The organism is candidate division KSB1 bacterium (assembly GCA_034506395.1).
Lineage (GTDB): Bacteria > Zhuqueibacterota > Zhuqueibacteria > Thermofontimicrobiales > Thermofontimicrobiaceae > Thermofontimicrobium.
On record JAPDPQ010000002.1, the window covers coordinates 1 to 25,974 of the forward strand.

Consider the following 25,974-nt stretch of genomic DNA (forward strand, 5'->3'; position numbering starts at 1 on the left):
ATCTTGAAGTATTTTATAATCGGCAACGGCTGCATTCGGCGTTGGGGTATCAAACACCAGCCGAATATACCGTTTTAAAAAAAGCAGCCTAACTTAACTAACTGTCCATTTTTTTATTGCAATACCAAACTTAGTAGCAGAGAATAGCAACCAATCCCAAAACCTTATTACCTTATTCAAGGCCAGCATCAAAAATTCCAACCGGGCAAGCAATAAACCAATAAGGTAAAACAAAAGGCGAATCCAAGAGTTACTAAGGTTCTCGATGAAAAGATAAGGTTGTTTTATTTGTTTCTCTCGATCGTTCTTGCATATCTGAGACCGTCCGTCAGATGACGGCCAGGTGGATTTTTGAAAGATATTCTCCCACAGAATTGAAGTCCCACAGAAATGAAAAAAATTCTGTGGGATAGCATTTCTGTGGGAGGAAAATTTGGCAGGTTTTAAACGGCTAATGTATGGCATAGCAACAAAAAAATTGTTATATTAAATTATGATCCAATCAAACGGCAACAACCCAATCAAAGATCTATTTCTCTTTTTCGCAGGCTTGAAAAACAAAGAATATCCAGAATTTCTCTATAAAAATAAAAGCCTGAGAGACATTCCTGTGTTCTGCTATCACTTTATTTCAGCAGCGGAGTTCGAAGCCCATCTGCAACATCTCCAAAGGAATGGCTATGCCACGCTGACGGCCGATGAATTTTATCATGCCAAAAGAAATGGAGTGGGCGAACCGATTCGGTCTGCTGTATTGACTTTTGACGATGGGGACAAAGGTTTTTATGATGTCGTTTTCCCGTTGTTGAAAAAATACAGGATGAAAGCGGTCAATTTCATCATCCCTGGTTGGGTTGGCAAAGAGGGAATGCTCACTTGGGAGCAGATTCGGGAGATGCACCAGAGCGGGCTGGTCGATATTCAATCCCATTCCATGCATCATCCAGCGATTTTTGTATCGGCGAAGGTAATCGATTTTTATCATCCTGGCATGAAGGGGAGGCAAAAATGGAATATGCCAGTTTATCGGATCGATGGAGTTGACCGTTTTGGAGAGATGCCGCCGCTGGGCAGCCCCATTTTTGAGTTTGATTCGAGGTTTTCCGATCATCGCCGCTTTCTGCCTGATGAAAAAGTGCAGCGAGCTTGCCAACAATTGGTGCAGGAGAATGGCGAGACAGAATTTTTTGCTGACAAATCATGGCGGGAAAAATTGTTCAATCGGCTTAACGATTATCAGCAAAATGATGCTATCGCTGGTAGATTTGAAAGTTCTGAAGAGCAAGCAGCGGCAATTCGGGCAGAACTGGAAGCATCAAAACAGATCATCGAAAAAAAAATGCCAGGGAAAACGGTGCAGCATTTTGCTTGTCCCTGGAACATCACTTCGAAATTGACGCAGAAGCTGCTGGCAGAGGTCGGCTACAAAACCTCGTTCGTCGGAATCAAAAAAGTGCCCCAGCTCGATGATCTGCCCGAGGATTTTCTGACGGTGAATCGGATCAGCGGGGATTTTGTGCGGTGTTTGCCTGGTGATGGAAGGAAAGCATTTTGGAAGGTGATTTTGTCGAAGATAATGAGGCGGATGATAAAGGGAGCAACATATTAATTTAGAATAAGCTGGACATCCCCCTAAATCCCCCTTCAAAGGAGGACTTCTACGTTGGAAATTCCCCCCTTTGAAGGGGGGCAAGGGGGATGTGAAATTGTAATGCTAAATTTTTGGATAACTAAATGGTAATGAAACCAAAAGTCTCAGTCGTCATCCTGAATTGGAACAGAAAAGAAATGCTGCTGGATTGCCTGCGGTCGATCAAGGAATTGGAGTATCCGACTTATGAAATTATCGTGGTAGATAATGCCTCGACCGATGGCTCTGCACAGGCAGTTCGGGAGGCATACCCTGATGTGGTGCTGATCGAAAATGACAAAAATTATGGGGCAATCGGCGGCAAGAATATCGGTCTGCGACGGGCGCTGCAATCGGACGCTGACTATATTTATATGCAGGATAATGATATTGTAGCGGCCAAGGATGCGCTGACAAAGCTGGTTGAGGTGGCAGAAAGTGATCCCATGGTCGGTCTGGTTGGCGCCATGATGTATGATTACAGCAAGCCCGACATCATCCTTTCGGCGGGCGGCATCATCGATTGGACCCAGAATGTGTCTCGTGGTCGGGGCGATAATCAGAAAGATGTGGGGCAATTCAATAAGATCGAGCCGGTGGATTATCTCTGGGGCGGAGCGCTGTTGGCTCGGAGAAGTGTGCTGGAAAAGGTGGGATTGTTCGATGAGGATTATATCGGCTATTGGTTTGAAGATACGGATTTGAGCGTGCGGGTGGCCAAAGCGGGCTATAAAGTGCTGTTCAATCCATTTGCGAAAGTATGGCATAAGCCTCATGCCACGGCCGAGCAATTTTCCTATCGAAAGAAATATCTAGCGGCTCGAAATGCAATTCGGTTTATGAAAAAACATGCCACCCCGCTGCAATGGGCCAAATACCTGCTGTTCTCGATCGGCGGATTACCATATATGTATCTACGAGATATCCTATCTGGTAACAATTTAGGTGGCGCTCGTGGCAAAGCCCGAGGCATCTGGGATGGGATCTGGAACAATGATAAGAAAGTGGACCAAATTTTAAAAGGCGATTTTAAAAATCCCAAAACCCAAAATTTTGTTTCCAAATAAATTCCTATATCCAAGAATCAAATTCCAAGCATCCCATTTCATCTTTTGAGATTGCTTTTTAAATTGAATAATGTATGATGAGCAAGAAAATAAACTATGCCAACTCCAATTGGTCATTCGTTATTAACAACGGCTATTTATTCAGGAGTCAATCAACAAAAATTAAAGCGCAATTGGTTTGATTATTTGATTTGTCTTTTCATCGGCATCTTCCCTGATCTCGATTTTATCCCTGGATTGATCCTGGGCAGTCCTTCCCGATTCCATCATGGCTTTACCCACAGCTTGTTTTTTGGCATAATTATTGGAACATCAGCAGGGCTATTTATTGGTTGGATAAAAAGGTACAGTTGGTGGCGCTATGCGATTTTGTTTACTGCGGTTTATTTCAGCCACTTGGTGGCCGATTTTTTCGGTGTGGATACTCGATTCCCTTATGGAGAGCAATTGTTATGGCCATTTTGGAAGGGTTATTTGCTCTCTCCAGTCTCCTTATTTTTAGATGTTTATCGCTCCTCAGAGAGCGGAGATTTTTTTATCAGTTTATTTAATTATCATAATCTCAGAGCGATTGCAATCGAGCTTTTTATAGGAATTCCCATATTGATTCTTGTCTATTTCAAAAATGCAAATCGAGGGAAATGGGCATCAAAGCAGAAAAAAGCTGAACAAAATGGAACAGGAGTTCAAAAATGATACAATTGAAACATTTGATGATGATCATTTTCCTCGGGGGATTTTGGACTGGCCTGATGGCTCAGTTCGATGGGCCAACCATTGATGCGCGCCAGCGCGCTTACATCGAAGATGATGGTCGCTATTGGTTGGCCCGTTACGGATCAGAAAAGGGATGCTATCGGCAGTGTATCTTCGCCTGGTTGGAAAACAATAATCATAAAAACGATGATAAGATCGTTGAGGAAATCAATTTATTGATGAGCCCTGGCGATCCTGATGATCGTTGGGAGAACGGCTGGATCGTTCAGTCCCATCCCGCTAAGGTAATTTTATTGCGGATTCTGTTGGGGTATAAGGATGTGCTTGATGGAATTGATCCTCAACTTGCAATAAAAATCAAAGATTTTTATTCAAAGAAGATTAAAGAGCAAGATTTTTTTCAAGCGAATCCCAATGGCCAAGTGCGCGGCAATGTGGCCATGTACCTTTTTGCCGAACATTATGAGCCTGATATTGAAGTGACTTATCCGAATAATTGGGATGAAAATAACATTTATCCAGTGTTCACCTATGAGGGTAAAACTTATCGAAACGGAAACAAATATCGGGTGCTCGATCTGTGCGGCGATTGGTTGCAGTGGACTTTTGATGATTGGACGAGTCAAAACTGCAAGAACCAGGAATTTGCGTCGGTGAATTATACCCGGACTTTCATTGATGCACTGGCGCTATTATATGATTTTACGCTTAATCCAACCATGAAGCGCAAGGCGAAGATGACTTTGGATTTCTTATTGTTGGACGCGGTGTTGAATTACAGCGCCAACCATTGGGGTGGGCCGCACAAACGAATGTACATCCAAACCTATTGGGATGGCTATGATTCATTCTATTGGCAGTTCTTTTGGGGCCTCAGGCGACCCGCAGGTGATAACCGAACTTTAACAGATGTATTTGTCACCCGCTATCGTCCACCGCGAGTGATTGAAGATATCGGTATTTTAAGTGATGAGAATGATGATTATTACCATATCACTCGATTTTCAAATTTGGCTTTCAATTTGAAAGACCATGGCTCATATTGTTATGTGACCAAATATTACAACATGGGCACTGGGTTCAATTGGCAATTGAATATCTATTCGGAAGATGGTACTGGAACGCTTCAGGGAAAGCCCTTTATGCTTTGGATCAATGCCAAACCCTATTCGGATCCGAACGATCCTTTTTCGCGCCCCCCAGAATCTTCGGAATATTATGATGGCGGCGATGGAGGATACCAGCATCGGAATGCCATGCTAATCGTGCCAAATGGCAAACCGTATTTGCATATAGCAATCGGTAACAACAGCTTCGATGAACAGTTGCAGGAAGAAGGTTGGCGATTTTTCAGAGAAGGGAAGGTGGCTATAGCGATTCAAATGAATAACACCTGTGCTGGCCTTGAGGTCGCCATTCTGGGAGTGGATTATGGCTCGTTTGCGGAGTTCAGGTCAGCAATTAAAAAAAATGCGCGGTTAGAATTGAATCGCTTCACCACCAGCAAAGGGATTGTTATTACGCCCGATCATGTTGATGGAAGCTATCCTTTTGCCAGGCTCGAGGCTACCGACCATCATAACAACAAGATTGTGCAATGGAATAATCGCGTGATGACCATCCGCAAACATGGCCAGACGGTGGTATATGACTTTAACAATTGGCGTTACTTTGAGGATTCAAATGCAATGGATAATGATCCGCCGAATCCTCCGAGCGGCGTGAATGTAAAAGCGGGCAATTGAAACGCTGGATTTCGCCAATAAGTCAACACGATAGGGATGAATTGTCTATTGTCTCGCGCTCGAGATTGACGATTTTGCTCAGAGAAATAGAGATCGGCTGCTGACACCTTCTTTAACCTAGCCCAATCATGCCACGATGTTGGTTTGTGATCACAACGAAGGTGAACACTGAAGGGGCCAAATTTGACAATCGTCAGAGAATGCCGCAAAGAGGGTTAAATTTTCACGATCAATTTTAAGATACAGCCTATACGATTTGTTTATGGAGCATAAGATTGAAATATCATTAGTCGTTCCCCTTTATAACGAAGAGGAAAATGTCCGGCTGTTGCATGAGAAAATCCGAGAAGTACTAGATGGGCTGGGCAAAAATTATGAGATCATTTTCGTGGATGATGGGAGTCGAGATAAGACCTTTGAACATTTAAAGGGCATCCACGACGAGAATCCACGGGCAAAGATCATCAAGTTTCGGGGCAATTTTGGGCAATCCGCAGCCATGGCCGCTGGGTTTGAGGCAGCTAAGGGAGAGTTTGTCTTCGCCATGGATGGAGACCTTCAGAATGATCCCAAGGATATTCCGCGATTGTTGGAAAAATTGCAAGAAGGCTATGATGTGGTGAGCGGATGGCGGAAGAATCGCAAGGATAAGCTGGTCATTCGAAAGATCCCATCGCGAATTGCCAATAAGTTGATCTGTATTGTTACTGGGGTGCGACTCCACGATACAGGGTGTTCATTAAAGGCTTTTCGTTCTGAAATCATCAAACGAATTCGATTGTACGGCGAATTGCATCGCTTTATCCCTGCATTGGCAAAGATCGAAGGAGCCAGAATTACCGAAATGGTCGTCGCGCATCATGCACGGAAATTTGGTAAGTCGAAGTACAATATCACTCGCACATTCCGAGTCATCGTCGATCTCATGGCGATGAATTTGTTCATTAAATATTTGAAGATGCCATTGAGATTTTTCGGCAAAATAGGTACGTGGTTTTTAGTGGGGGGATTCGTATCAATCATTTGGATTTTATATCGCGTGTATCTTTTCAATAAGCCATTGGTTGATGTGAATATTTTGCTGACATCGGTCTTTTTATTCATAGCAACTGGTGCCCAATTTTTTGTCTGGGGTTTACTTGCCGATTTGATTGTCAAAACTGGAAAGCGGAAAAGCATCTATTTGACACAATCACCCTCATTTGGGGCGGAGTCGAGATCGAATCTAAGCTAATGGTGAATGATACTTGTTTTGCAGGATGATGAATGAAGATTTGCATGTTGACTTCGATTTTTCACCGATTCAAAGGGGATTACTGCGGTGCTGGAAACGCAATTTTTGAAATGGCGAGCAAGCTGGCATTACAGCATGGATTGGATATCAGTGTGATAGCTCCCAATTATGATCGGATTCCTAAATATGAGGTTTGGGATAGCATAAAAGTTTATCGTTTTTCCTATTTCTATCCTCGAAAATTGCAGAAGCTTGCGTATGGTGCGGGAATACCAACAAATTTGCGGCAATCCACTTTGGCTAGGGTTCAATTGCCTCTTTTTATTCTCAATTTTTTTTGCGAGCTTTTCGTCGGGCTAAAGATGCTAATATTGTTCATATTCATTGGATTTTAAATGGAATTCATGGAGTTCCGCTGGGAAAAATTTTTCGGAAACCGATAGTGATCAATGTGTATCGCGTGGTAGCCTCTGGAAAGCTGATGAAGTTTTTAACCAAGCTCATCGTTAAAAGAGCTGACTACATGATTTTCAACAGCTCCTACACTCGGGATGCATTGCTGAAGGTCATTCAGCCGAAACGATATTGTGTGCTGCCTTGCACGATTGACATTGAAAAATTTACTCTAGGCCCCGAGGCAAATTGAGGAAGCAATTCGGTTGGTCCGATGATACACAAATCATTTTATTTGTAGGCTATTTAATTGAAAAGAAGGAAATCAGATATTTATTAACTGCAATGCCGAAAATCATCGCTGAGCTGCCAGATGCTCAATTGGTGCTCGTCGGCGCTGGTACTGAGTTGGAACAATTGAAACAACAGACGAAAGATCTGGAGATCGAGGACCATGTTACATTTATGGGCTGGGTGAAAAATAGTGATCTTCCTGATTATTATCTTGATGCAGATGTGTTTGTATTGCCCTCGATAGTCGATTCCAAAGGAAAAACTGAGACGCAAGGTGTGGTGTTGGCGGAAGCAATGGTGTGTGGGTGCCCAGTCGTTGGCTCAAATGTAGGAGGAATTCCAGATGTGATCACTCCTGAGGTTGGATTGTTAGCTGAACCGAAAAATTCTCATGACTTAGCCAAAAAAATAGTAATGATCTTATCGGATATAGAAACCCATAAAAAGATGAGCCAGGCTGCGATTTCTTGGGCTCGAGAACATTTTTCATGGCAAAGTGTATCTCGTAAATATCTTGAAATTTATAATGAAATTTTAAATGATAACTGAGACCTTTCGGTCAAATTGAATTGTTCTTTAGGAGGTATTTTAACAGCGGTAATGAAATTACCTCGCAAAAGACAATTAGGGCAATTAGGCTATGATGTTGTTTCAATTGACTGAAGAGAAAAATCCTGAGATTGTTTAGGCTATGGATGGTGAAATTAATTTTAAATTTCATTGAAAAAGTTATTCAATTAGGAACGACGGCATGTTAACATCGACAGATTTGGTGGAAATTAAGAAGAAACCAGAACACAAAACCCAAACGATTTATAAACAGGAAATCGCTTTTTCCGCGATTATTACATTTTATAATCTTGAAGATGATGTCAAGGAATATTTCCAGGCAGCCAAAGCCACGCTGGATAGCCTTGGCAAAAGATACGAGATCATTTTAATCGATGATAATAGCGAAGATGGGACTTATGCCCAGTTATTCGAGATTGCCCAAAAATATGAGAATGTCAAATTAATCAAGATGCGTTCTCGATTTGGTGAAGCATCGGCGTTTGAGGCGGGCTATAAATTGTCATCGGGACGGAAGATCATCTTTTATACCACACGAGTTCGCCCAGATGCCAAGGATTTACCAAAGCTCCTGAAAAAATTGGAACAGGGCTACGATCTGGTTATCGGCTGGCGTTCGCCACGACATGATGGTGCACTGAATAAATTCATTTCCCGGAGCTTCAATTTTATTACCAACATGATCTCTGGTTTGAATTTGAAAGATATCAATAGCGGTATCTTGGTCATGGATCGTGGCGTGCTGGAAAATATCCAGATTTATGGTGGGCTGAATCAATTTATTCCCATTCTTGCAAAAAAGCAGGGATATAAAATTACAGAAGAAAAGATCGCCCAATTGCCTGGAAAATTTCGAATCTCTAAGTCGCTTAGCGAATATTTGCAGCGAAGCTTGGATATTCTAACGGTTATTTTTCTTACCAGATATTCAAAAAAGCCGATCCACTTTTTGGGATTTGTTGGTGGTGTTTTGACGTTGTTGGGTGGAATTATAGATACTTATCTGTTTTTCTATCGAATTTTGGGCTATGGCTCGATTGCCGGACGACCGCTATTGCTCTTAGGGGCCTTATCGTTGGTCATCGGTATTCAAATGATAGCTATGGGTTTGATCGGGGAAATGATTATCTTTACCCATGCGGCAGATATTAAAGAATATAACATTGAGACAATCATTGAATAGCCAAGAATAAAACATACATTGATTCAGGCGAATTTGAGTGATTAGAATAGATCAATTAACCTAGCAATTTTAAAATCTATTCATCGTATATGAAAAAACTTATTATTCAAATACCGTGTTACAATGAGGAAAAAACGCTCCCCATTACGCTTAAGAATCTTCCCAGAAACATTAAAGGCGTTGATGAGGTCGAGATTTTAGTGATTGATGATGGTAGTACGGATCAAACGGTTGAAGTGGCAAAATCCCATGGTGTTAATCATATTGTGAGATTTATTAATAATAGAGGCCTGGCGGAAGGATTTTTAGCGGGATTGGATGCTAGCCTGCGCCTCGGGGCCGATATCATCGTCAATACCGATGGGGATAATCAGTACAACGGGTCAGATATTGAAAAACTGATCGAACCGATTTTGAGTGGTCGAGCGGACATTGTGGTGGGCGATCGTCAGGTGGATACGATACCCCATTTTAGTCCACTTAAGAAAAGGCTTCAGCATCTGGGAAGCTGGGTGGTCCGACAAGTTTCAGGAACCGACGTTCCCGATGCCACAAGCGGTTTTCGGGCATTCAGTCGCGAGGCCGCATTGAAGATCAATGTGGTTTCGAAATTTTCATATACTTTGGAAACGATTATTCAAGCGGGGAAAAAGAACATCGCCATCGGTCATGTGCCAGTTGGGACAAACCAAAAGCTGCGCGAATCGCGGTTGTTCAAAAGCATGTTCAGTTATATTAGACGCTCGCTTTCGACCATCGTTAGAATTTATATGATGTATGAGCCGATCAAAACTTTTTTCCTGATCGGTGGTACAATATTCTCAGGCGGATTGATCCTGTCGCTGCGATTCCTTTATTATTATCTATTCACCCCTTATGGCGGTCAGGGGCATATTCAATCTTTGATTCTCGCCGCAGTATTGTTCATTGTTGGATTTCAGGTGATGGTTATTGGCTTGCTGTCCGATCTTATTGCTGATAATCGCCGATTGTTGGAGGACACGCTCTATCGAGTCAAGAAATTGGAACTGAACGCAAGCGATAAGATCGGCAAAAATTAGATATCAGGAAGCAGGGGCAACTTTTCTGCGGGCTGAGAAAAAATGGATGATGGATGGATAGATGACCTTAGCAGAATGAAGATCCCTCGGGTTTGATCAATCCAAAAGCTGAATTTGAGAGTTATGGCGGATTTGCTGCTTATGAATTATGGATTCAATTCATCTTACCGTATAACCTGATTCCCCTCTATCTCTCTGGCAGCGATTCTCTTGTCAGTATGACCAATCTCAATTCAGTGCGACAATGATTGTTGTACGCTGCAAGAAAAATTTTGTCTGAATGGTTCGATCGCTTTTCGCCCAAGATGCAAATTGATAGGAGCAATTGATGAATTGGCAAAACGAATATGTTCTGGTTACAGGTGGCGCAGGCTTTATTGGAAGCCATCTCACAGAAAAATTAGTTGAGCTTGGCGCTAAAGTCAGGGTATTGGTCCATTATAACTCGCGCAATCATTGGGGAAATTTAGAATATCTACCCAAGAATGTCCTGGATCAGGTTGAGATTTTCCTTGGGGATGTTCAGGACCCCTATTCGGTGCAGAAAGCGGTGGCTGGCTGCTCGGTGGTTTTTCACTTGGCATCGCTCATTGCCATTCCATACTCGTACGTGGCACCAGCCTCCTATGTCGAAACCAATATCAAAGGGTCGCTCAATGTCATGGAGGCATGTTTACGGGCGGATGTCAATCGGGTGGTGCATACTTCCACCAGCGAAACTTACGGCACGGCGATGTATACACCGATTGACGAGAGGCATCCGCTGCAAGGCCAATCCCCTTATTCCGCCAGCAAAATCGGCGCTGATAAAATTGTCGAAAGTTACTATCGCTCGTTTGATCTTCCGGTCTCAACCCTCCGACCGTTCAACACGTTTGGTCCTCGACAGTCCGCTCGAGCTGTGATCCCCACTATCATTGCCCAAGCCTTGACCTCTCGAATTGTCGAATTGGGGGCGCTTGACCCAGTTCGCGATCTCACTTATGTCAAGGATACTGTGATGGGCTTCATTAAGATCGCTGAATCGGAAAAAACTATCGGAGAAGTGATCAATATTGGAAACGGCAAGGGGATCGCGATTGGTGAGCTCGCGAAACGGATCGTTGCACTCATCGGTAAAGACATCGAGGTCAGGACCAATCGGCAGCGGCTGAGACCTGAAAAAAGCGAAGTGATGAAGCTGATTTGCGACTACTCCAAAGCTGAGGCCTTTATGAATTGGAAACCAAATTATACTCTTGATGAAGGTTTGAAAGAAACGATCGAATTTATTCGCGCTAATCTCTCTCATTACAAGCCAGAAATCTATAACATTTAATCGGATCGCTGAAATGCCATTACAACACGCCGGCCTAATTCTGGATATTCATCGAATTTACCAATGAATTGATTGACCGCACGATGAAGGCGCGATGGATTTCTCAAAAAACCATTTGAAATTTTTGAAAAGGAGTATGGAATGCAGGCAATTATCTTAGCAGGAGGTAAAGGAACACGCTTACGGCCCTATACGACGATATTCCCGAAACCGTTGATGCCCATTAATGACATGCCGATACTTGAGGTTGTGATTCGCCAATTAAAGAAAGCTGGATTCAAGAAAATCACCATGGCAGTTGGACACTTGGCTGAACTGATCGAGGCTTATTTTGGCAATGGTTCCAAATGGGGCATGCAAATCTCATATTCCAGAGAAGATCTGCCGCTGGGAACAGCCGGTCCTTTGGCATTGGTGAATGATCTCGATGAGACGTTTTTGGTCATGAATGGCGATGTCCTTTCGGATTTGGATTATACCAAGTTGATCCAATTTCATCGCCAACACCGTGCGATTACTACGATTGCCATGTACGATAAAGAGGTGAAGATCGACCTGGGTATCATTAAAACCAATGATCAGCATCAAATTATTGACTATATCGAAAAGCCGACCCTCACCTATCAGGTGAGCATGGGGATTTATGTGTTCGACCGAAAAGTGATGAACTATATTCCGTTCAGGAAATATTTTGATTTGCCAGATTTGATCCTCGCCCTAATTCGAGCGAACGAAAAGATCGTCGGCTATCATTTCAAAGGCTATTGGCGTGACATCGGGCGCCGCGAGGACTACGAACTCGCTGTTGAAGAGTTTGAAAAGCTCAAGAATACATTCATCCCGTAGCTTCGTTCATCCTGATGGCTCTTCGAATTGGTCGAGCCGATGCATCGGAGAATAGAGGCCAGATCTCTTGTTGGAATCTCTCGAACATCACAATTGACTCAAATAGCTTTATCGCAAATTGGGAAATTAAAAGTAGTATGATCGAGGGAGAATTTAATGATCACGATGACAAAGCGGAAACGATATGACCTCAAGAAGATTAAATAGGTTGATCAATCTGTTTACGATGATCTTAATTGGCGTTGGATTTTATTTTTTATTCCGAAAAAGCGATTGGAGCAAGGTCGTCGATATTAAAAACAACATCAGCATTTGGGGGTTGGTTGCAGTATTGGCATTATTTACCATTAGCCAATTGCTAATGATTATTCGCTGGTATCTGTTGCTAATCCCCATTAAATCTGACATCCAATTAAGATCCGTATTCCGAATTGCCGTCAATGCGATCATCTTGAATCAAATTGCCCCAGGCAAAGTTGGCTATCCTACCAAAGCTTATTTCTTAAAACAGGCTGAGGGCATTCCGATCTCTCGTGCTATCCCATCTCTGGTAGGAGAAGTTTTCTTGGATTACTCAATTACCGGCATATTTCTCATGATTGCCGTTTTTCTGGGAGGATATCTAAAATCTTTGATTCAACTGTTGCAACAAAATTTGGATTGGAGGCACATTTGGCTGATCCCTATTTGCATTCTTGTAGCTCTTCTCATTTATTTGATATTAAAAAGCAAGCTGGCGTCGTCAAGCATCTTTAAAAATATGGCCATCGCTTTTCGATCAACCCGGCAGAGAACGGATATTATTGCCAAAAGCATCACCCTCACAATTGTGGCACTATTCATTTGGTTTGTTTGCGACTATTTGCTCTTACTGAGTTTGGGGTACCGGTTACCGTTGAATTTTTTAATTTTTGTTGGTGCTTTTACCAACATCATTGTTTTGATAGCGCCATTGCCTGGCGGTTTGGGTGTCCGAGAAATTTCTGGAGCGTATCTGTTCAAACTTTTTTATAATCTCGGAGAAATTGCGGTGATTATGGTTCTGTTGAGCCGTTTATTTTCTCTGTTGAGTTTGCTTATTTTGTATGGCTTTGATGGCATCATGCGGATGATTTTTAAGATGAATGCCCAACCCGAGCCAATCTCCGATGTCCCAGTGGTCACCCATAAATGAGAACTCAATACCACTGAAAATTGATATCTTAGACGTGAAGGGCCAAATTCAGAGGAAAATAATGCCAAGTATGTTCCAAATATTTCGTCCTCAATTTTGGTTTCATTGCTAAAGATGATTTCGAATTCAAAACTCAAATTCACCCCTCTATGCCGTGGCTGGTGGTACTTAACATGTTCTGTCATTATCATTGCAACCAAATAAGAGTGAATATCCTTTATCTTACGAAACTTTGAAATCCGATGGGAGCGAACTAGTAAGAAACACTGAATTGAGCACAGCAAACAAGAGATGGAGCGCTGTTCCTTTCAGAACAAATATTGGACAAAATGATGGATGGTTTTTACGATTTGATGGATTTAAGAGATGAATATGAAGGTAGCGATCATTGATGAATGTTATCAATCGGCTGGGTTTGGTGGCATATCTTTGTGGACAAATCGCTTGACTTCTTACTATTCAAGTGTTAAATTAGATTACGAAATTTTTTCATATCAGAATGGCCTAAAGACGCGTCTTCCGCGCAAGTTGAAACTGTTTCCCAATCTGAGAGAGATGATCGTCTATCCCTATCTGGGATGGCGCTATCTCGCGGAGATCGAGAAGCGTTTCGATGTGATCCATTTTACAGCAGCAGCATCCCTGGCTTGCTATCAACCAGAGGTGCCGACTGTGATTTCGGTACATTATCTGCAGACATTGCAGAACGAAAAGTACAAGAGAGTGTTGCCAATTCGTTATCGGTTGGTATTTAATCCAATCATCGACTTTTGGTTGAGGACATTGGAGCGAAGGGCCTATCCTCGTGCCGATCGGATCATAGTCTGTAAAGAGGAATTCAAGCAATACCTGGTATCCCGATACAACGTAGATCCCGAGAAAGTCATGATCATCAAATATGGACTTGATCCAAAGCAATATCATCCGCAGTGGGACTGGTCTCAGAAACGACGGATGGTGATCTATGTCGGGAGGGGATCGATCGGCAAAGGGTTTGATACGCTTGTAAAAGCGGCTGAACATATTAATGGGCAAATCGTTGCTGTGGCATCGCGTATTCCTAAATTGCTGCACAAGCGAATCCAGCAGCTCCAGAATTTCAAAGTGGTCAGTGGCATTTCCGATGCGGAGCTGGGCGAGCTCTATCGAAGCGCGATGGTGTTTGTGATGCCTTCGCTTTCAGAGGGCAGTCCTCTCTCCACGCTGGAGGCCATGGCTTCTGGTCTGCCAGTGGTCTGCACCACTGAGGGCGGTGGCGGGTATATCGAACCTGGCGTTAACGGGCTCATATTTCCAGTCCGCAATGCAGAGGCCCTGGCAACTTGTGTCAACCAATTGCTAGATGATCCTCAGTTGGCCAGGCAGTTCGGCCAGATCAATCGAGCAAAAGTCGAACAGCATTATACGATTCCCATTATTGCGGAACAAACCATTGATGTTTATCGGCAAATCGTTCGGAAATAATTTTGATGAAATGCTGGTGAAATGATAACTTGTAATCCCAGCAATAGGCAAAACCTAAACAGAAAGGGTCAAATGGTGACAAGAAGAAAACGAGAACCTCTGAAGCGGAAAACAAAGGGGACGCCTCGCAAAACCGATCGATCAATCCAATTCTTTTTCGTCTGGGGGATGATCATCATCTATGTCATCGTTTTCAGTTATCTGAGCATTTATAGATATCGGAGTTACCAGACCAGCGCCTACGATCTGGGCACTATGATTCAGGTGATTTGGAATACCAGCAAGGGCTGGTTCTTACAAGATAGCATTAATATGGGCTATCCCATGAGTCGATTTTGGATGGCTCATTGGGAGTTTATCTTCATCCTCGTGGCAGCAATCTTTAAGGTTTTTCCTCATGTCTACACCATTTTAATCCTCCAGACCATTGTGGTCGCCCTTGGCGCATTGCCATTATATTGGATCGGCAAGCTTATCACGCATGACAAATCCACCGCAGCGACGTTTTCGTTTGCCTACCTAATGTATCCAGCCATACAAAACGCAAATTTGGCCGATGTGCACGGAGTTACTTTCGCTGCGACGTTTTTGCTTTTTGCTTTTTATTATTTGATGAAGCGAGATCTCAAGCGATTTTATCTCTTTGCCGCATTGTCATTGATGTGTCGTGAGGATTTAGCGCTGCTGCTAATCGCTCTGGCGATCTACATGATTTTTGTTATGAAGGAAAAGAAACATGGCTTGATAGTTGCAACAGTCAGTGTGGTCTGGTTTTTGATTTGGTTCCAGCGCCTGAAAATCCACGCCATCTTGGGATTGCCAGCCTTTGACATTATGGCCGGGGCTGATACACACTGGAGCCATTTGAAACAGTTGACTCATGATCCATTGTACTTATTTAAATTCTGGGCCAAAAAATACAACATTCTCTATTTCATTTACATTTTTGCACCCGTAGTTTTTCTCAGTTTTTTGGGCTGGCGAGTGCTACTGATCGCAACACCGATATTTTTGATCAATCTGATCAGCAGCTATTATTACACACATGATGTCGAGCATTATTATAGTGTAACCGTGGCCCCGTTTGTGTTTATTTCTGCCATTTTCGGCTTACAGAAACTGAGTGACTGGTTTGTTGATAAGTTGGGTCATCGGTTTAAGGAACGAAGTATCCGAGAGAATGTTCTTTCTATTGCAGCGACTTTGGTTTTGGTGATCGCGATTGTATTGTTCTTTGTGAAATCCAATGCGATGGATTATCGTCAATGGAACATCACACCGCATCATCGAGTGATCGATCAAATCATCGCTACGATCCCTCAGGAGGCATCGGTCACAGCCGAACATGGCCTCGTACCACAAGTCGCCATGCGACATGAAATTTACGTCTTTAACGATAATATCGGCAAGGTGGATTATATTCTGTATGATTTCTATTCCCCATCAGTCCGATTGGTGACCCGTTCAAGTTTCCATGTGCCATATTATTGGCCAGATAACGATTCCATTCGCGCAGTGATTCGCAATCCCAATTATGGCATCGTTCGATACGAGGACGGCGTCTGTTTGTGGCGACGGGGTGCAGATTATAACACTGGTATAAGGGAGTTAGCTATCGATGTTGGTGCAGCGATCGAAACGTTTTCCAAGAAAGAGATCACCCCTCCAATTGAGTTTATGGGATATAATCAATTTCCATTACTCAAAGCTTATCATCCCATCGAAGGCAGCGAGGCAATCCGCTGGAGCTATGCGATCCACTTCACGGCCTTTTGGTCAATCTCGCAGCGTTTGAATCAAGATCTGCCCATTATATTTCGATTCCAATCGGGAAACCAGACCTATTACCTGACTCATGCCCCAGTTTTTGGCGTCTTTCCCACTACCTATTGGCAGCCGGGGGAGATCGTCAAGGATGAAATCTTCTGGGAATTGCCCGAAATGGCCCAATCCGGATTATATCAAATTTCTGCTGCCTTTGCTGACGAGGCTGTTGACCAATTCGAATCATTGCCGTTTGTCAAATTGTTTGAGTTGAACGTGGAGATACCTAAGGAGCAATAGATGTCCCAATGGAAGATTCCGCTTTTTGATAGTGATTATGATCAGAATGAGATTGATGCTGTAGTATCGGTGCTTCGATCTCGCTGGTTGACGATGGGAGAGATGACACACCAATTTGAAACACAATTTTGTAATGAGATCAGAGTGAAACATGGATTCGCGGTGTCAAACTGCACAACCGCGCTGCATCTTGCTAATTTGGTATTAGATATTGGACCTGGCGATGAGGTGATTGTCCCATCATTGACTTTCGTTGCTTCGGTCAATTCGATCCTTTATGCTGGCGCGACGCCCATTTTCGCGGATGTGGTCAGTGAGGACGATTGGACTATCGCTCCGGATGATATTGAGCGAAAGATCTCGCCCAGAACCAAAGCGATTTTGGTCGTTCACTATGCCGGTTACCCGTGCCACATGGATGAAATAATGACCCTGGCACAGCAGTATCATGTTGCGGTGATCGAAGACGCTGCCCATGCACCAGGAGCCTGGTTGAATGGTAGAGCGTGCGGTGCGTTTGGTGATTGCGGTTGTTTCAGCTTTTTTTCGAATAAAAACTTAGCCACTGGTGAAGGCGGCATGATCGTTACCAATCGCGATGACCTGGCTGAGAAGATCAAGCTCGCTCGATCGCATGGGATGACCTCTTTGACGCTGGATCGGTATAAAGGTCACTCCTACTCGTATGATGTGGTGGCTCTAGGCTACAATTATCGGCCCACTGAGATCACCTCCGCCCTGGGCCTGATTCAATTAGCCAAACTGAAAGCAAAAAATGAGCGGCGAAAGGAACTCTGGCAATATTATCAGCAACAACTCGCGGATATTCCTGGGATCAAAATTCCTTTTCTTCATCATCCTGGCTCGTCCAGTTATCATATTTTCCCAATTTTACTTGCTTCTGATTTGGATCGAACCCGGTTCATGGAGTTTTTAAAACAGCATGGCATTCAGACCAGTATCCATTATCCTCCAGTCCATCGTTTCAGCTATCATCAAAGGTACTATCAGGCCAATCATCCCTTGCCAAAGACAGAGGATATCGCCCAAAGAGAGGTTACCCTTCCCTTGTACCCCCATCTCAGTTTTGAACAAATTCAATACATCACCGATGTGATCAAAAAATTTGTCATGGGATAAGATAAAATTAATTACTGGATGGCATTATAATTGCAATTTTGGGCTTCCACTGAGATGTATAGGATAAAAATTAAAAAAGTGACATAACATCGAGTGGAAGATTGTGCCCAATAATTTTGCGCGTTAGATCAAATATTATCAAAGCAAAAGCCAGCCATCACAATTGCAGCACTCTGTTCAATAGCTGGCTTTTATCGCGCAGAGCGCATCTGTTTCATTAAAAGACGCTGTATTAAAATTGAAACTGGCCAAGGATGAATAACAGTCACAAATAAATAGTTAGCTTCGATGTCTTTGACCAGATTTAGAAACTCAATGATTATTTTGGGCCCATTTCCTGATCTGAGCAAATACGGATTAATGATACCCAATTGATTATTATGGGAGACGAGGCAGAAACAGCAGAGCGAGGCGATGATAATTAGCGTTTCGCTGATGAATGGCGGAGATCATTAAGTTGAAGCAGAAAAAGTCTCTGCTGCTCATCCCATCTCAAAAGCGCAATGAAGAGGTTTTTGTGAAAAAGATATTGATCACAACCAGTACATTTCCGCGATGGCAGGGCGATACTGAACCAGCATTTATATCAGACATGGCACAAGCATTGTCCCATTATTTCAAGGTGTTCGTTTTAGCGCCTCATGCGAATGGCGCCAGCAAACAGGAAACCTGGGGCTCGGTAGAGATACGACGTTTCACTTATATGATCCCACATCGCTGGCAAAGGCTCTGCTATGGCGGAGGAATTTTTGCCAATTTGCTGAAAAGCAAATTGAATTATCTTTTGATCCCATTCCTTTTTCTGTTCGAAGCGATTGCAGTCATTCGGCTGGTAAAGAAAGAGCGCATCGATTTGCTCTACGCAAATTTTGCCGTTCCCCAAGGGTTGGTCGGTGTACTGGTCAAACGATGGATCAAAATTCCAGTGATCGTCAATGTCTTAGGGGGGGATATCGGGATATCGAATCCGATGTTGCGCTATTTGGTGAGGTATAGCCTAAAGCGTGTGGATCATATTGTGGCGCTAACCCCTGCATTGCGCGAGGCAATTGAGCAACTTAATCTTGGTACGCACGACATCTCAATCATGCCATTAGGGGTTAATACAGACCTATTTAGCCCCGATCACCGATCCGAAACGATCAGGCAGAAATACGTGGTGAACGGCGCTCCTTTGCTGCTATTCGTAGGGCGGTTGGTTGAGAAGAAAGGGGTGGCGTATTTGATCAATGCAATGCCAGATGTGCTGAAGAAATTCCAACAAGCGAAGCTATTGATTATTGGCAATGGATTGCTGGCCAATGAATTAAAGCGTTTGGCTCAACAATTACAATTATCAGATAGCGTTTACTTTGAAGGTGATCTTGATAATAAAAAATTGCCGCAATATTACGCTTCCGCTGATATTTTCATCGGGCCTTCGATCATCCCTGAGAGCGGTGATCTGGAAGGCCAGGGGGTTGTCTTTCTGGAAGCAATGGCGTCTGGCTGCTGCACCATTGGAACCAATATCGGAGGCATTCCAATGAGTGTGGTCCATGAAAAAAGTGGGCTATTGGTGGAGCAAAAGAACTCTCGGCAAATAAGCCAGGCGATCATCCGGATTTTGGAAGACGATGCATTGAGAGCGCGGTTGCAGCGTGATGGAAGACAATTTGTAATCGAAAACTTCGATTGGCGAGCGATCGCCAATCGCTATAAGGAATTGTTTGAGCGATTTATTGGAAGAACTGATGCGAATTGAACAACTTACACAATCGCGACTCGATGCGTTCATCCAATTCAATAATACCATTGATCCAACTCGTCACGATTTCTATGATCGGTTTGCATTGCAGGTGCTGAACCACCCGCTTTTAGCTGGTGAAACCGAGTTGCCAGTAGTGATTGCTTTGGACGCATCAGGACAGATTATTGGACAGCATTTGCATCAGCCATGCCAGTATTTCTTTGGCGGACAGCAATTCAACGCTTTTTTTGGATTCGATTTCTATGTTAAGCAGGGACTCCGGGGTCAAGGGATCGGAACTGCCTTAGCAAAGGCTGCAAATGAACAGTTTTATCCCCATTTTGGCGTCGGCGTCGCTAAGGTTTCGCAACGAATTTTATTCGCTTTGGGCAATCGCATCATCGGAAGTTTGCATCAATTTATCTGGATCTGTAATTGTTTCAGTCCAATGAAATTTGTAATGAATCGAATTGGATTGGAAGAACGATTCTTTAACACTCAAAAAATTAATAGAGACCAATTTCCGAAACGGATCAGCGTTGGCAAATTTCAATTCACATTAATCGATTCGTTGGATCATTGGCATTATCGATATTGGGACGATGAGACGCTTGAGTTTGCCAGATCTCATGAATTTATGCGCTGGCGATTTTTGAAGCATGACAATCGATATTTCTTTTATCTCCTGAATGAGTCCGATTCAACGAATTATATCGTCGTTAGAAAGATCGTGGCCAAAGGATTGCGCTTGTTGGCATTAGTTGATTATCGGATCACAGGAAAAGAACCTGCTCGTTTTGCCACGATGATCAAACTTGCGAAGCAATTGGCAAGGCTTGGTCATTTCGATGGTATCCTGACCATGAGTTCCCATCGATTTTTCGATGAAGTCTTGAAGCAAAACCATTTCTGGAGAGTCGGTAGGCCGATCGTGATCCTGACAAATGCGAAAGTGGAATTCAATTGGGGATCGGTGCAGCAGCGAACGTCAGTTTTGGCGACAATGGCGGATTCTGATCTTGATTTCTATTTCGAGTTTTAGCCTGGAGGGATAACTAAATTGTATGATGCTATATTTGAAAAAAATATTTAGAAATGTAATTGGGGGGATTATTGCAATCGGATTGTTAATGAGCAAAAACTATGATCGGGCGAAAAGAAATGCAGCCACCAGAAGTTCCATCACCCCATTATTTTTCCATCGCATCAGCAAGCGGTTGTTTTCAAAATGTGTTCTATGGTTAAAAGAGAACGGGTATCATTTCATTTCAACTGAACAAGTGTTGAATTACATCCGCGGCGTTGGGAGCATTCCCGAACGGGCGGTGTGGATCACCTTTGACGATGGCTGGGAAGATAATATAGAAAATGTCATTCCTATCATCATCAAATACGATATTCCAGTGACCTTTTTCATCAGCACCGATCCTGTGGAGAACGGTGGGGTTTTTTGGTGGAGCTATGTCAGAAAATTCGGAAAATTGCTGGCATCAGATAATACGATTCAGAGAATGCGACACCTTAAAGAAAATCAGCGCGAGGCGATCGTCAAGCAATTGGAGACTCGGTTTGCTGAGCAGTTGCCTCGTGAAGCTATGACTATTAATGAAGTGAGATCCATCGCACAATTGCCCCAGGTGGAAATTGGATGTCATACTGTCCATCATGTCATGATGTCGCAATGCACCGATCAACAGTTGGAGGATGAAATTCGAACTTCTAAGGAGAAACTCGAGCGATGGATTAACCGTCCAGTGAGATATTTTGCATATCCCGAGGGCGATTATAATTATCATGTGCGGGAATTGATTCAAAGATATGGCTTTGAGATAGCGGCCACTACAGAGAATCGCATGGTAACCAAAGAAGAAAATCCGCTTGCTTTGCCGAGATTTTGGGTTCGGGGCGAAGGTTGCTTTAGCGAAGCGAAATGCCAGATGCTTGGAATTTGGCTGCCATTTATCATGAAGATCGAGAAACTGTTCAATGCTGAATTTGGATGCGACACCATCTTTGGTCAGCTCAAGACCATAATAACCGAGCTATTGGAATTCGTTTTTGCGGCTGAGGTCGTGTTGAAATCATTCATCGCATAATTAAAAAATTAAGTAAAGTGAATTACACATTATGAAGATTGCAATCATGGGGATCCGTGGCATCCCTGCCAACTATGGGGGGTTCGAGACTTTTGCAGAGAATTTGAGCACTCGGCTAGTGCAGAAGGGACATGAGGTGACGGTCTATGGCCGTACCAACATTATCGATTATCGGCAGAAATATTATAAAGGGGTTGAAATTGTTCTGCTACCGACGATCAGCCATAAATATTTCGACACCGTGGCTCACACTTTTTTATGCGTCATTCATTCTTTGACACGGAAATACGATGTAGTTTTGATTTGCAACAGCGCTAACGCGATCTTTTCGTTCATCCCCAGACTCGGTCGTCCTCGGGTGGCGATCAATGTGGATGGTTTGGAGTGGCAGCGCGATAAATGGAACATGGCTGGTAAATTATTTTATCGGGTATCCGAATTTTTGGCAACGATCCTCTCGGATCAAGTTGTTACGGATTCAATTTTTATTCGAGAGTACTATCTAAAACGATTCAAAAAATTTTCCACCTATATTCCATACGGTGCGCCAACGCAGAAAGAGTTGACCACAGAGGTGTTAGACAAGTTCAATGTAAAACCGTACCGATATATTCTCTATGTCAGCCGGATGGAGCCAGAGAACAATGCGCATTTGGTGGTCAAAGCGTTCGAGCAAGTGAAGACTGATATGAATTTGGTGATGGTGGGTGACGCCCCATATAGTACTGATTATATTCGGAAGTTGCGATCGACTAACGACCCTCGGATCATTTTTACAGGTTATGTATTTGGCAAGGGCTATCGGGAGTTTCAATCCCATGCGTATTTGTATGTTCAGGCGACCGAGGTGGGCGGCACCCATCCCGCCTTATTGGAAGGAATGGGGTTTGGCAATTGCGTCCTGGCCAATGATGTTCCTGAGCATCGTGAGGTGATTCAAGATGCCGGACCATATTTCAAAACCAGCGATTGGCAGGATTTGCGCGATAAGATGCAGTATTTGGTGGATCATCCTGAGGTGGTCGCACAATATCGCACCAAAGCGGTAGCACGCATCCAAGAAGCTTATACTTGGGATCGAATCACCGATCAATATGAAATGCTGTTCAAAAAAATGAGTGGTCAGCGGAACTGCGATAAAACGACTTGATCAAGAGGAATTGAAACCACATTGAAAAAAATTATCGCCAACAAATTTTTTGCAATAGCCCTATTAACGATTCTGGCCGCTGGAATTCGGATTTTTTTCCTCCAATTTGAATATGCAGCAGGCTGGGATGAGATCAACTATTTGAAATTGGGCGCCAGTGGGGCAATCCACGGCTGGAACCATGTGCTCCACTCGTATTGGTCGCCATTGTATCCGTTCTCTATTGCGATGCTAGGGAAAATCTTCCCCGATTTTGAATTGGCAGGGCGACTCGTATCGCTGCTGTTCGGCGTGCTGCTAATTGGTTTTTATTATTTCCTTGTTGAAAAGCTTTTTTCGACAAAAATTGCCTGGTACAGCAGTTTGATCATCGCCCTTTTTCCAATGCTGATCGAGAGCAGCGTTTCGGCACTTACTGAATCGCTCTATATTTTCCTCACGGTCATTGGGATATTAATTGGGCTTCGTGCCTTGAAAAGAGGCTCTATGCCTCTGGCTATGGTCACCGGCATTATGTTCAGCATGAGTTATCTCACTCGGCCAGAGGGTATTGGATCGCTGATCGTTTTTGTTGCCGTGGCTTTGATTGTGATGATCTATCGGAGAATTCGGCAACGATCGAGTAAAGTTCATTGGAGCGCGATCTGCGCCATCGGTTGTTTTGCGGTCATGAGTACACCCTATTGGTATTATTTGCATCGAGAGACCGGAAAATGGACGCTCAGCTCCAAAGGTACGGCCAATTTGTACGGCGCCCTGACCGCCATGGAGCATAAAGGCCAGGCATTGAATCCCTGGCTGTTATTGAATGATGACAATACCCGTCTCCCAGATGATGATATTTATCACACAGGTGATTTTTTGAAAAATTGTCAGCCCAGCAGTTTGCCGAGAAGTTTTGGAGCGGAACATTCCAGTGGGTTCCTAACAAACTCATTTCGCATTCTCAAAAAGTATATGAAAGATTTTTATCAGGTCAACACCGCTGCGATCAGTTCGGTTCTTGGGCTGCCGTTGTTGTTGTTGGCGATATTAGGTTTGTTCGGCAGTTCAGAATCTGGTGAACGGCTCTGGCAGGACCTTTATTTGTTAAGCTATGTGATCTTTTTCTGGATCATTGTCATCCCGATTTTCCATGTCACTGAGCGCTATTTGTTGCCCATGGTGCCGATCGTTCTAATCTGGAGCGGGAGAGGGATTGAGCGGCTGAGCGAGTGGCTGAGATCAGTGATGATCTCAATCACTCATGCTTGGAATCGGAAACTGATGGCTCTGATTCCAGCTCTTGTGATAATGATGATGATCGGCAGCTTTATTGGGCCCGCACTGGTTCGAATGGCGCTAAAAGATCCCTATTCTACCGAAAAATGGGCTGAGCCGATTGAGATGAAGAAGGCAGGGCTTTGGATGAAAAATCATTGTCGGGAAACACCAGTCATTATGGCTTGGAGCCATGCCATCAGTTTTTATGCTGGCAATTACAATATTCGGCAGACGGTCTCGATCCCCCAGAACCAACTCGATCGGGTTTTGGCTTATGCCAAGAATCGTGGGGCTAAGTATTTGGCTCTGAACGAGAAGAACCAGCATGATTTTCCCACGATCAACTATCTATTAGATGAGAGCCAGGCGCCAGAAGCGCTCAAGCTGATCTATAAAGATGACTCGATTAAAGGGCTCAAAACGATCATCTACGAGATTGTGGAATAATTCTTTCACGGCCTAACTGACAGCTTTAATTCATAGAATTGGATCGATCCAATGAAGATTTTAATGGTCAACAAATACTATTACGTCAAAGGCGGTTCGGAACGATATCTGTTTGACATAAAGGCATTGCTTGAGCAGCATGGGCATGAAGTCATCCCATTTGCAATGAAAGATGAGCAAAATTTCCCATCGGAGTACCAGAATTATTTTGTTGACCATGTTGATTATGACGCTCCGTTCAGCTTGAAAAAGCTCAAAGAAGCGGCTCGACTTATCTATTCGTTGCATGCCCGTGAGAAAATCGAGGCACTGATTGAGGCGACGCAGCCAGATGTCGCTCATTTGCACATGATCGATCACCAGATCTCGCCGGCGATTCTCCATTCGCTGCATCGTTACGGCATCCCGGTGGTCCAAACCGTGCACCAATATAAATTGGTTTGCCCCAATTATCGCTTTTATATTGAACACAAAAATCAGATCTGCGAGCGCTGTTTGCCAAAGAAATTTTATCAACCGATATTAACGAGGTGCCATAAAAATTCTTTGGCTGCGAGTTTATTGATCTCGTTAGAAGCTTATTGTCATCACTGGCTTGGTACCTATCGGAAGCATGTGCGGCTGTTTCATACCCCATCAGCGTTCATGAAGCGAATGTTGGTGGCTGGTGGAATTGACGCTCAAAAAATAGAGCACCATTTTTTGGTGACCTGGCTGGATCAATTTCCGTTCAGTCCTCATTATGAAGACTATTTCGTTTATCTTGGCCGTCTCTCGCCAGAGAAGGGAGTGATGACCTTATTGAAGGCGATGACTCGGATCAAAAAATCTAAATTGATGATCATAGGGGATGGCGCTCAGCGGCCAGAACTTGAAAGATTTGCCAGGGATCATGGCATCAGCAACGTGCAATTCGCTGGATATAAAAACAAAAACGAGGTCAAAGAACTGCTGAGTCATGCAGCGTTTACGGTGGTGCCCTCGGAATGGTATGAAAATTCCCCATTGGTGATTTATGAGGCCTTCGCTATGGGTAAGCCTGTCATCGGAGCAACCATTGGTGGCATCACCGAATTCATCGAACCGAACAAGGATGGGCTGCATTTCCCGGCAGGCGATGACAGAGTTTTAGCTGAATGCATTCAATCTCTGCTGGATCAACCTAAAAAAGTTGCGGAGCTGGGCCGACACGCAAGGGACAAAGCAGAGCGGTTCTTTGCTCCCGAGGAGCATTACCAATGGCTCAGCCGCGTTTATGAACGGATATTAACTGCGTAACGAAACATGATGCTGGAAATCCAGCGAGTTGGCTGGCAATTTGGGTCATTTTGTCACTTTTAAAATTCTGCTAACCAGTGGAGTTGCCAGTAATTATCATGTATTTTAGTT

At 43.6% G+C, this 25,974-nt stretch carries 21 protein-coding genes; all 21 read left to right on the top strand.

Annotated elements, in window-relative coordinates; translation table 11 throughout:
- Positions 1-550 precede the first annotated feature (550 nt).
- The 21 genes from ONB37_01505 (at position 551) to ONB37_01605 (ending at position 25,863) form a co-directional block, all read left to right on the top strand.
- The gene (locus ONB37_01505) at positions 551-1,609 is read left to right on the top strand and encodes a polysaccharide deacetylase family protein (protein ID MDZ7398816.1); all 1,059 of its coding nucleotides are present in this window, start codon (positions 551-553) and stop codon (positions 1,607-1,609) included.
- Positions 1,610-1,734: 125 nt separating this feature from the next.
- Positions 1,735-2,697: a glycosyltransferase family 2 protein gene (locus tag ONB37_01510; protein ID MDZ7398817.1), complete on the top strand. Its 963-nt coding sequence runs from the start codon at positions 1,735-1,737 to the stop codon at positions 2,695-2,697.
- A 96-nt stretch (positions 2,698-2,793) separates the two neighbouring features.
- Complete coding sequence (locus tag ONB37_01515; GenBank protein MDZ7398818.1) at positions 2,794-3,393, top strand: metal-dependent hydrolase; 600 nt, start codon at positions 2,794-2,796, stop codon at positions 3,391-3,393.
- Positions 3,390-5,159 carry a hypothetical protein gene (locus ONB37_01520; protein ID MDZ7398819.1) on the top strand — a complete coding sequence of 590 codons (1,770 nt, stop codon included), beginning with the start codon at positions 3,390-3,392 and terminating at the stop codon, positions 5,157-5,159. The genes ONB37_01515 and ONB37_01520 overlap by 4 nt, the downstream gene beginning before the upstream one ends.
- 262 nt (positions 5,160-5,421) lie before the next feature.
- On the top strand, positions 5,422-6,393 hold the full coding sequence (locus tag ONB37_01525) for a glycosyltransferase family 2 protein (GenBank protein MDZ7398820.1): 972 nt from the start codon (positions 5,422-5,424) through the stop codon (positions 6,391-6,393).
- Between the two features lie 337 nt (positions 6,394-6,730).
- Positions 6,731-7,039, top strand: a complete 309-nt coding sequence (locus tag ONB37_01530) for a glycosyltransferase family 4 protein (protein MDZ7398821.1) — start codon at positions 6,731-6,733, stop codon at positions 7,037-7,039.
- Positions 7,036-7,629 carry a glycosyltransferase family 4 protein gene (locus ONB37_01535; protein MDZ7398822.1) on the top strand — a complete coding sequence of 198 codons (594 nt, stop codon included), beginning with the start codon at positions 7,036-7,038 and terminating at the stop codon, positions 7,627-7,629. The genes ONB37_01530 and ONB37_01535 overlap by 4 nt, the downstream gene beginning before the upstream one ends.
- A gap of 202 nt (positions 7,630-7,831) precedes the next feature.
- The gene (locus tag ONB37_01540) at positions 7,832-8,833 is read left to right on the top strand and encodes a glycosyltransferase (protein MDZ7398823.1); all 1,002 of its coding nucleotides are present in this window, start codon (positions 7,832-7,834) and stop codon (positions 8,831-8,833) included.
- Between the two features lie 89 nt (positions 8,834-8,922).
- Positions 8,923-9,894 (top strand): glycosyltransferase family 2 protein, encoded by a 972-nt coding sequence (locus ONB37_01545; protein MDZ7398824.1) that lies wholly within the window; start codon positions 8,923-8,925, stop codon positions 9,892-9,894.
- Positions 9,895-10,222: 328 nt separating this feature from the next.
- Entirely contained in the window at positions 10,223-11,212 is a 990-nt protein-coding gene (locus ONB37_01550) for a GDP-mannose 4,6-dehydratase (protein MDZ7398825.1), read from the top strand.
- Positions 11,213-11,353: 141 nt separating this feature from the next.
- Positions 11,354-12,058, top strand: coding sequence for a sugar phosphate nucleotidyltransferase (locus ONB37_01555; GenBank protein MDZ7398826.1), 705 nt, complete (start codon positions 11,354-11,356; stop codon positions 12,056-12,058).
- 184 nt (positions 12,059-12,242) lie between these two features.
- Positions 12,243-13,232, top strand: coding sequence for a flippase-like domain-containing protein (locus ONB37_01560; GenBank protein MDZ7398827.1), 990 nt, complete (start codon positions 12,243-12,245; stop codon positions 13,230-13,232).
- 372 nt (positions 13,233-13,604) lie between these two features.
- Positions 13,605-14,696, top strand: a complete 1,092-nt coding sequence (locus ONB37_01565; GenBank protein ID MDZ7398828.1) for a glycosyltransferase family 4 protein — start codon at positions 13,605-13,607, stop codon at positions 14,694-14,696.
- Between the two features lie 72 nt (positions 14,697-14,768).
- The gene (locus tag ONB37_01570) at positions 14,769-16,760 is read left to right on the top strand and encodes a DUF2079 domain-containing protein (protein MDZ7398829.1); all 1,992 of its coding nucleotides are present in this window, start codon (positions 14,769-14,771) and stop codon (positions 16,758-16,760) included.
- Entirely contained in the window at positions 16,761-17,900 is a 1,140-nt protein-coding gene (locus tag ONB37_01575; GenBank protein MDZ7398830.1) for a DegT/DnrJ/EryC1/StrS family aminotransferase, read from the top strand. It begins immediately after the preceding gene.
- 517 nt (positions 17,901-18,417) lie between these two features.
- The gene (locus tag ONB37_01580) at positions 18,418-19,644 is read left to right on the top strand and encodes a glycosyltransferase (GenBank protein MDZ7398831.1); all 1,227 of its coding nucleotides are present in this window, start codon (positions 18,418-18,420) and stop codon (positions 19,642-19,644) included.
- Positions 19,634-20,671 (top strand): hypothetical protein, encoded by a 1,038-nt coding sequence (locus ONB37_01585; GenBank protein ID MDZ7398832.1) that lies wholly within the window; start codon positions 19,634-19,636, stop codon positions 20,669-20,671. Before ONB37_01580 ends, ONB37_01585 begins: the two co-directional genes overlap by 11 nt.
- Positions 20,672-20,759: 88 nt before the next feature.
- A complete protein-coding gene (locus tag ONB37_01590) occupies positions 20,760-21,725 on the top strand; it encodes a polysaccharide deacetylase family protein (GenBank protein ID MDZ7398833.1) in 966 nt (321 codons plus the stop codon).
- Positions 21,726-21,756: 31 nt separating this feature from the next.
- On the top strand, positions 21,757-22,875 hold the full coding sequence (locus ONB37_01595; protein MDZ7398834.1) for a glycosyltransferase: 1,119 nt from the start codon (positions 21,757-21,759) through the stop codon (positions 22,873-22,875).
- 21 nt (positions 22,876-22,896) lie between these two features.
- Positions 22,897-24,585, top strand: a complete 1,689-nt coding sequence (locus tag ONB37_01600) for a glycosyltransferase family 39 protein (GenBank protein MDZ7398835.1) — start codon at positions 22,897-22,899, stop codon at positions 24,583-24,585.
- 51 nt (positions 24,586-24,636) lie between these two features.
- Positions 24,637-25,863, top strand: a complete 1,227-nt coding sequence (locus ONB37_01605) for a glycosyltransferase (GenBank protein MDZ7398836.1) — start codon at positions 24,637-24,639, stop codon at positions 25,861-25,863.
- The last annotated feature ends 111 nt before the right edge of the window (positions 25,864-25,974 follow it).